Genomic DNA, 8,678 nt, shown 5'->3' with positions numbered 1-8,678 from the left:
CTGAAGGGTGGGCGCGGCGGCCACCGCGTTCGGGTTCGCCGCGTCCGCCTGCTGCTTGTTGGGCGCCAGCGCCGCGACCCCGGCTCCGGCGATCGCCACCACCGCGGCGACGATCTCGGCGGCCCGGAAGCCGTGCATGAAGGACGCCGGGGAGCTGTAGCCGCCCTGGGCCGCGAACACCGCGGCCAGCACGGCGACTCCGAAGACGCCGCCGCCCTCACGCACCGTGTTGTTGGTGCCGGCCGCCACGCCGGAATCGATGATCGGCACCGAACCCACCACGGCGTTGGCCACGGTCGGGAACACCATCGCGATGCCGATGCCCGCCACGATCAGCGGGCCCACCAGCGTCCCGTAGCTGACATCCGGCTTGGAGGCCAGCGCGAGCCACAGCAGCCCGCCGCCCTGGAGCAGCAGACCGAACATCATGAAGGGCTTGTTGCCGATCTTGTCGGACAGGCCGCCGGCCAGCGGGGCGATGAGCATCGGCATGGCGGTCCACACCAGGATGCGCAGGCCCGCCTGCAACGGGTTGTAGCCCAGCCCGATCTGGAACATCTGGGTAATCATGAACAGCGAGCCGATGAGCGAGAACGACAGGAAGAAAGCGACTCCGTTGGCCGTGGAGAAGCCGCGGCTGGAGAAGTACGCCAGCGGCAGCATCGGATGGCGTGCTCGCCGCTGCCAGGACAGGAAGGCCGTCATCAAGATCGCGCCGACGACCAGTGCGATGATCACCTCGGGGTCGCCCCAGCCGATCGACGGCGCCCGGACCGGCGCCCACACCAGGGCGAACAACGCGGCGCAGATCAGACCCACGCCCACCAGGTCCAGCTGCGGCCGCCCGCCGCGGGTGTCCTTGAGCATCAGCAGGGACAGCACGATGACCGCCGCACCGACCGGCACATTGATCCAGAAGATCCACTGCCAGGCGATGTCCTGGATGATCAGACCGCCCAGCACCGGGCCGGCCGCCACACCCAGGCCGGTGATCCCGCCCCAGATGCCGATCGCCGCGCCGCGCTTCTCGAGCGGGAACGCGTCGCTGATCAAGGACAGCGTCAGCGGCAGGACGACGGCCGCGCCCGCGCCCTGCACGACCCGGGCCGCGATCAGCGAACCCGAGGAGTCGGACAGCGCGCACGCGATCGACGACAGCGTGAACACGCCGACGCCGAGCACGTACATGTTCCGCTTGCCGAACCGGTCCCCGAGCGCGGCGCCGGTGAGCATCAGACAGGCGAAGGCCAGGTTGTAACCGTTGATCGTCCATTCGAGGTCCGACAGGCTCGCGTGCAGGTGGGTCTGCAGCGTCGGCAGCGCCGTCGATACGACCACCACGTCGAGCGAGGTGAGGAAAGCACCGAGCGAGGCGAGAATCAGCGTCGCCACCACCCCTGTGGGAGGAGCGGACGCCTCCGTGCTTGTTGACATCTGGAACCCTCCAGTTCGGCCGAGGCAGCAACCAGGCCCCCGGCGCCGATGCGTTCGGCCGCCGGCCGACCCGCACACATCTGTGCTGAACAGGTCGACGCCCCGCACGCCACCCGCTCGCAGCGGGCGTGCGGCGGACGCGACCCTCAGGAATAAAGACCTCGCCGGACCGGGAAACTCATCGCGCGCCGGGCGGCGCCCGGGACAGCACGACCGGAGAAGCCGCCGGGCGGACCGCTCCCGCATGCTCTAGGCCACGTAGCGGCGCGGCGTGATGGTGTGTCACGGCGGGCCCGTCGCGCGACGGAATCCGACCCCGAAAGGCGGGATCACCTATGCCCATAGCAGCAGTGATGACTTTCCAGGGCGCCACACTGGACCAGTACGACCAGGCGCTCGCCGACATGGGTTTCACTCCGGGCGGCGCGGCGGCCCCCGGTGAACTCTTCCACTTCGCCACCGCCATCGACGGCGGAATCCGGATCACTGAGATCTGGGAATCGCCCGATCAATTCGAGGCGTTCACCCGAGACGTGGTCGGCCCCGCCGCGGCCAAGGCCGGGATCACCGAATTGCCGGAGGTCTCCGTCGTCCCGATCCACAACCACCTGTCGGCCTGACCCGACCGGCTCGAGCAGGAGGCGGCCCCGGTCCCACGGACCGGGGCCGCGCTGTTTCCCGGTTCCTCGGTTTCCCGGTTTTCTCGATTTTCCCGGTTTCCTGGTTTCCGGCCGAAGCGTGACATCGCGGCGGATGCCCGAAACGAGCACGTGTGAAGAAATGGCCACCGTGGCCTGAACATTACGATGAATTGCGGAGTTTCTTCCGCACTTCGATTCGGCGCACATTCCTCAAAGGAGACCACGGTGGGCGACAGGATAAGGGAGCGTGCCGTCGTACTGGGCGGGAGCATAGCCGGGCTGCTGGCGGCCCGGGCACTGAGCGAGACGTACCGCGAGGTACTGGTGGTGGACCGGGACGTGCTGGCCGGCGTCACCGGGGCCCGCCGCGTCGTACCGCAGAGCGGTCATATCCACGCGCTGCTCGCCCGCGGGCAGCAGATCCTGGAGGAGCTGTTCCCGGGCTTCACCGACGAACTGGCCGACCACGGCGCCCCGGTGGGCGACTTCAGCGAGCATCTGCGCTGGTATTTCGACGGCCGCATGCTCAAGCAGGTGCCCACCGGGCTGATCTGCGTCGGTGCCGGGCGTCCGCTGCTCGAGGCCCGGCTGCGGGCCCGGGTCACCGCGCTGCCCGGCGTCTCCTTCATGGAGCGCACCGACATCCTCGGCCTGGTCGACGCCGGCGGCACCCGCGTCGTCGGCGCCCGGGTCCAGCGGCAGCAGGAGGGCTCCGAACCGGAGGTGCTGGCAGCCGACCTGGTGGTGGACGCCACCGGCCGCGGCTCCCGCACCGCCCGCTGGCTGGAGGAGCTCGGCTACCCGGCGGTACAGGAGGAGCGGGTCAAGATGGGTCTGACCTACACCACCGGCGACTTCCGGGTCGAGCGCGAGGCCGACGAACTCGGCGACGACCTGGCCAGCATCCCCGTCGCCACCCCCGGCACACCGCGCGGCGCCATCTACGCCCGCCTCCCCGACCGGCACTCGGTCTCCCTGACCGGCATCGCCGGCGAGCGCCCGCCCACCGACCGGGCCGGGTTCCTCGCCTACGTCAAATCGCTGCCGGCCCCGGAGATCTACCGGGCCGTCAGGGACGCCGAGTTCCTCGCCGACCCGGTCACCTTCCAGTTCCCGCAGAGCGTACGGCGCCACTACGAGAAGATGCCCCGCTTCCCCGCCGGACTGCTGCTGATCGGCGACGCCGCCTGCGTCTTCAACCCGGTCTACGGCCAGGGCATGACGGTGGCGGCGATGGAGGCACACCTGCTGCGCGAGCACCTGAGCCGCGACGGCGAACCCGACCCGCGGGCCTATCTGCGCGCGGTGGCCCGCACCATCAAGGCGCCCTGGGAGATGTCGGCCGGCGCCGACCTCGGATTTCCCACCACCGAGGGCAGGCGCACCCTCAAGGTCCGGATGGGCAACGCGTTCATTCCCCGACTCCAGGTCGCCGCGAGCACCGACGGCACACTCGCCGCCGCGTTCCTGCGGACGGCCGGCCTGGTGGCACCGCCCGAGTCGCTGATGACGCCGGCGGTGATGCTGCGGGTGCTGCGCGGTCGGGGCACACCCGTCACCGGCTCCGCTCCGGAACCGGTTGACGCCTCGGTCCGGAGCGACGCCTCCACAACGGCCTGATCACTGGACGGGCTTCAGCCCGTCCGGCATCAGCAGGTAGGCGAGGTGGGTCAGGCCCGGATCCGCGGCCAGGCCCACCATCGCCTCACCGACCTTCTCGGGCGTCAGGATCGTCCCCATCCCGCGGACGAACGCCTCGGTGGTGATGCCCTGGGCGGCGGCGTAGGCCGCCGCCCCGTTCGCGCCCAGATCGGTCGCCGGGGACAGCATCGGCAGCACCGTCAGGAAGCGGATGCCCAGCTTGTGGTCCTGCGACTCGGCCGCCGCGTAGGCGGAGATGAACCGGACGGTGGCCTTGGCCCCCGCGTAGCCACCGCTGAGCGGCGAGCCGCGCAGCGCCGCGGCGCTGGAGAAGGACACCACGGTGCTGCCCGGGGCGAGCGGCTGGCGCAGCGCGGCCCTGACCCAGTTGAACACCTGCTGGACGTCCACCTCCCAGTTGTTGCGGAAGGTGTCCCAGGTCTGCTCCTGAATGGGCCGGGTGACCGGGTTGGCCCCGGCGTTGAGCACCACGGTGCGCGGCTCGTAGCGGACCAGCAGTTCGGCGGCCAGTTCGGGGTCGGTGGCGTCACCGCGCACCCCGATGAAGGAGTCGCCCAACTCCCCGCCCAGTTTCTCCAGGGCGTCACCGTCCCGGGCCAGTCCGACGACGCGGGCGCCGGCTCCGGCCAGCGCCGTCGCGGTGCCGCGGCCGAAGCCGCGGCTGGCGCCGGTGACGATCACGGTGGAGCCGGCGATCTCGGATAGTGACATGGACATCTCCTCGTTCGTTGATGTGCCTCACCAATAAAGACCCCGGTCGGCGGCGAAATTCATCGGGACCGGAGATCAGCCGGCCGCATGCACGGTCATCGGCAGCCCGCCGCGGATACGCAGCGTCAGCATCGGTTCGGGGCGGGCCCGGTAGCCGCTGACCGCGGTCAGCCGCAGGTCCCGGGCGACGGTGGCCAGCACGATGGTGGCCTCCATCATGCCCAGGTTGTTGCCGACGCAGAACCGCGGTCCGGCGCCGAAGGGGATGTACGCGTACCGGGCGCGGCCGGCGGACCTGGCCGGCTCGAAGCGGTCCGGGTCGAAGTCGTCGGGGCGGTCCCAGTGGCCGGGGTGCCGGTGCAGGGTGTACGGGCAGATCAGCACGTCGGCGCCCGAGGGCACGCGGTAGCCGCCGATCTCGTCGTCCTCCTGCGCCAGCCGGGGCAGGATCCACACCGGCGGGTACAGCCGCATCACTTCTTCGAGAACCCGGGTGGTGTACGTGAGGCTGTGCAGGTCCGCCAGCGACAGCGGCCCGCCGCCCAGCACCGCGGCCGCCTCCTCGTGCAGCCGCCGCGCCACCTCCGGATGACGGTCGATCAAGTAGAATGCCCAGCTCAGCGTGGACGCGGTCGTCTCGTGGCCGGCCAGCAGCAAGGTGACCAGCTCGTCGCGCATCCGGGTCATCGCCATCGCCCGGTCCGGTTCGTCGTTCGTCGCCTGGATCAGCCGGGACACCACGTCGTCCCCGGCCGCGGTGGGATGCTCCAGCCGCTCGGCGCGCAGCCGGGCGACGACGTCCTCCAGGCTGCGGCGCGCCCGCCGGAACTTCGTCTGGCGGGGCAGCGGCACCCAGCCGGGCACCGCGTTCAGCGACATCATCTCGAACATGGCCTGGTTCTGCACGGCCTCGAAGTCGTCGCCCATCGAGGCGTACTCGCTCAGGTCGGTGGCCAGCAGCGTACGGCCGAGCACCCCCAGCGTGAGTTCGGTCATCATCTTGCGCACATCCACCGAGCCGTGGCCGATGTGCCCGCGCAGCCGCTCAGCGAGCCGCTCGGCCTCGTCGGCCACCGCGTTGAGCTGCAGGTTGATCCGCTTGGCCTGGAAGACCGGCTGCATCGTGCGGCGCTGGCTCTTCCACAGCTCACCCTCGCTGGTGAGCAGCCCGTCACCCAGCACCCGGCGGGCATGCACCAGACCGATGCCCTTGTGGAAGTTGCCCGGATTGTCGGCCAGTACGTGCTTGGCGTGCTCCGGGCTGTTGAAGAAGTACAGCGTCTTCGGTCCGAGCGGCAGCCGGGCCGCGTCGCCGTAGCGCGCCGCGACCTGCGTCATGACCTCCAACCGGTTCCTGGCCATCCGGCGCAGCAGGGCCGGCGCCTCCCGGCGGCGCGGCCCGGGCAGTTCCAGCCCGCCCAGCGGCGGCCCGGTCTCCACGGCGGTCACCGGCCGGCCTCCCCGACCGACACGAACCGCATCGCGATCCGCTGCCGCCACGCCTCGTAGGCGGGCACCTCCCCGGAGAACGGCGGCACCGGCCTGGCCGCCGCGCTGAGCTTGTGCGCCGCCACCGCGGACATACCGCACAGCACCTGCGTGGCCAGATCGGTGTGCGGCACCAGCAGCCCGGCCTCGTACCGGGCGGTGGCGGCGAACGCGCTGGCCTGCGCGACCAGCGGCAGATGCGCCCCGGACCGGTCGCGGAAGGTCCGCAGCTCCTGCTCGGTGACGCCGCCGGCGTAGGTCGCGGCCAGCCCCGCGCCGCTGTACAGATCCTCGTGCCGGGGCTCGGGGAAGCGGTCGATCAGCTGCGCGACCTCCACCGGGTCGGTCCCGCCGATGAACCACAGCGCACGCCCGATGCCCTGGTCGATGGCCCGGTCGGCGTACCAGCGCGGGCCCTCGGCGGGCCAGGGAAAGGCCGGCTCCCGGTAGTGCTGGTGCACATACTTCTCGGTCTTGAAGTACGCCTGGTGGAAGCCGTATCCGTCCAGGACGAGCCAGCGCAGCAGCGGATCGGTGACATTGACCACCGGCCAGCGGAACCGCGGCAGCCGGGCCATCGCCCAGCCGACGCCCACGTACACCATGTAGACGTGGTCCTTGCCGCGGCCGCGCAGGAAGGTCTCGACCAGGTCGTGCCGGCCGAACGGCAGGCCGTCGCGCACCGCGAACCCCATCGCGGCGCCCTCGTAACCGAAACCGCGGAACCGGGTCGGCAGTTCCTCCAGCCGCTCCTCGGCCTCGACGGGTTCGCGGGCCTCGGCCGCGTAGGCGTAACCGCGCAGAAAAGTGCGGCCCACCGTCTCCAGGAGTTCGCGCGCCGGGGCGTCCTTCACATGGAAGCCGCGCACGGAGAGTTCTGTCTCGGAATCATTGGGTGTCAGAACGCGACGCCTGAGCGAACGCAGGGGACTGGTCACCATGGTCTCCTTCCGGGCTTTCGACCGGCGCAATTGTGTTGCTGATCGTCGCAGTTCCACCGGCCGGACGACTACTCCGAAATTGCCCGTGGATTCCGGTCGGTCCGGCCCCGGTGGCCGAACGTCCGGCGACTTCCGTCAAATTGCTGAATCGGCGCCCCGGCGATATCCGGGCACGATCGCGACTACCGGCGAAAAAACCTTGGAGCTAGCCTGATCCGCATGGTGGAGACTGGAAATCGTAAACCGGTCAGACCGGTTCCCAAGGTGGCGGTCCTGGCCACCATATTTGTCGCCGTCTTTGTGTCCAACGTTGACCTCTTTGTGGTCAACGTGGCGCTTCCGGATATCGGCCGCGATCTCAGCGGCGCATCGCTCGGCGCCCTGTCCTGGGTCCTCAACGCCTACGCCATCGTGTTCGCCGCCCTGCTCGTGGTGGCCGGCCGGCTCGCGGACCGGCACGGGCAGCGGACCGGCTTCCAACTCGGCCTGGCGCTGTTCACCGCCGGATCCGCGATGTGCGCGGTGGCCGGCGGAGTCGGCTGGCTGGTCGCGGCCCGCTGCATCCAGGCGGTCGGCGCGGCGGCCCTGCTGCCGACCTCGCTCGCGCTGATGCTGGAGGTCACCGCGCCCGCACGCCGCGCCGGCATGGTCCGGGCGTGGAGCGCGGTCGGCGGCGTGGCCGCGGCGCTCGGGCCGGTGCTGGGCGGCGTGCTGGTGCAGGCCAGCTGGCGCTGGGTGTTCATCATCAATGTGCCGATCGGCGTGGTGGCGCTGGTCGTCGGCGCGCGGGTGCTGCCGAAGGTGGCCTCCGACCGCTCCGGCGCCGGACCGGACCTGGCCGGCGCCGCGCTGGTCACCTTGTCCATCGGCGCGCTCTCCCTCGGACTGGTCAAGAGCAATGAGTGGGGCTGGGGGGACCCGCGCACCCTGGGCAGCTTCGCCGTCGCGCTGCTGCTGCTGGCCGGCTTCCTGGCACAGTCCCGGCGGCACCCGGCGCCGATCGTCGAGATGGCCATCCTGCGCAACAGCCGGTTCAGCACGGCCAGCGCCTCGATGCTGCTGTTCACCCTGGCCTTCGCCGGGGTCACCCTCTCCTCGGCGCTGTGGTGCCAGGACGTCTGGCACTACTCCGCGCTGCGCACCGGACTGGCCCTGGCTCCCGGCCCGCTGATGGTGCCGGCCCTCGCCGTCGTCTCCGGCCCGCTGGCCAAGCGCTTCGGTCCCGGCCCGGTGTCGGCGGTCGGCAATGTGCTCTTCGGGGCCGGCATCCTGTGGTGGCCGCTCGCGGTCGGTTCGACGCCGCACTACGCGAGCGCGATGCTGCCGGGCTTCCTGATCGGCGGCGTCGGCGTCGGGCTCTGCCTGCCCACCCTCACCGCGGCCGGCGCCACCGCCCTGCCGCCCCAGCGCCTCGCCACCGGCGCGGGCGTCATCACCATGGCCCGGCAGATCGGCGCCGTGCTCGGTGTGGCCGTCCTCGTCGGCGTGCTCGGAACCCCGCACAGCCTCCGCGGCGCGGTGCACGCCTACCGCGACGGCTGGTACGTGCTGGCCGGCGTGAGCGTGCTGGCCGGCCTGGTCGCGCTGGGGGTCCGCCGCCCGCCCCGGGCCGACCCGGCCACCGGACCGGTGCTGCCGGAGCCCGACGCCGCCGCCCGGGTCAGCCCCGGCATCGGCTGACGGCGGCCGGCGGCCGGGAGCTGCCGACGCCCCCCTCGTCCGAGGGGGCGTCTTCGTCCGCGTGGGGGACGGGTACGGCCGCGGCGGGACCGACCTCAGCGCCCCCGTCGCGCCGGTTCGT

The 8,678-nt window shown here is 71.4% G+C and carries 7 protein-coding genes; 3 read left to right on the top strand and 4 right to left on the bottom strand.

Features of this window, described 5'->3' with window-relative positions:
* Window positions 1-1,434, bottom strand: a 1,434-nt coding sequence (locus tag GA0115240_RS22940; RefSeq protein ID WP_176725149.1) for an MFS transporter, incomplete at its 3' end; no start/stop codon positions are given.
* A gap of 335 nt (window positions 1,435-1,769) precedes the next feature.
* Between GA0115240_RS22940 and GA0115240_RS22935 the strand changes: the two genes are divergently transcribed.
* Both GA0115240_RS22935 and GA0115240_RS22930 read left to right on the top strand, forming a co-directional pair.
* Window positions 1,770-2,054 (top strand): hypothetical protein, encoded by a 285-nt coding sequence (locus GA0115240_RS22935; protein WP_141708935.1) that lies wholly within the window; start codon window positions 1,770-1,772, stop codon window positions 2,052-2,054.
* Between the two features lie 246 nt (window positions 2,055-2,300).
* Window positions 2,301-3,695, top strand: coding sequence for an FAD-dependent oxidoreductase (locus GA0115240_RS22930; protein WP_107407198.1), 1,395 nt, complete (start codon window positions 2,301-2,303; stop codon window positions 3,693-3,695).
* Here the strand turns inward: GA0115240_RS22930 and GA0115240_RS22925 are convergent, their stop codons facing one another.
* The 3 genes from GA0115240_RS22925 to GA0115240_RS22915 all read right to left on the bottom strand — a co-directional run bounded on the left by GA0115240_RS22925 (window position 3,696) and on the right by GA0115240_RS22915 (window position 6,877).
* Window positions 3,696-4,448: an SDR family oxidoreductase gene (locus GA0115240_RS22925; RefSeq protein ID WP_093739175.1), complete on the bottom strand. Its 753-nt coding sequence runs from the start codon at window positions 4,446-4,448 to the stop codon at window positions 3,696-3,698.
* Between the two features lie 75 nt (window positions 4,449-4,523).
* Window positions 4,524-5,810, bottom strand: coding sequence for a cytochrome P450 (locus tag GA0115240_RS22920; protein WP_093739173.1), 1,287 nt, complete (start codon window positions 5,808-5,810; stop codon window positions 4,524-4,526).
* An 83-nt stretch (window positions 5,811-5,893) separates the two neighbouring features.
* Entirely contained in the window at window positions 5,894-6,877 is a 984-nt protein-coding gene (locus GA0115240_RS22915; protein WP_093739167.1) for a DUF1702 family protein, read from the bottom strand.
* Between the two features lie 219 nt (window positions 6,878-7,096).
* Between GA0115240_RS22915 and GA0115240_RS22910 the strand changes: the two genes are divergently transcribed.
* Window positions 7,097-8,557: an MFS transporter gene (locus tag GA0115240_RS22910; protein WP_093739165.1), complete on the top strand. Its 1,461-nt coding sequence runs from the start codon at window positions 7,097-7,099 to the stop codon at window positions 8,555-8,557.
* Window positions 8,558-8,678: the final 121 nt, after the last annotated feature.

Origin of the sequence: Streptomyces sp. DvalAA-14, assembly GCF_900091855.1 — a bacterium.
Classification (GTDB): Bacteria; Actinomycetota; Actinomycetes; order Streptomycetales; family Streptomycetaceae; genus Actinacidiphila.
The sequence above is the reverse complement of the archived record's forward strand: the minus strand, read 5'-3'. Positions and strand labels throughout refer to the sequence as shown.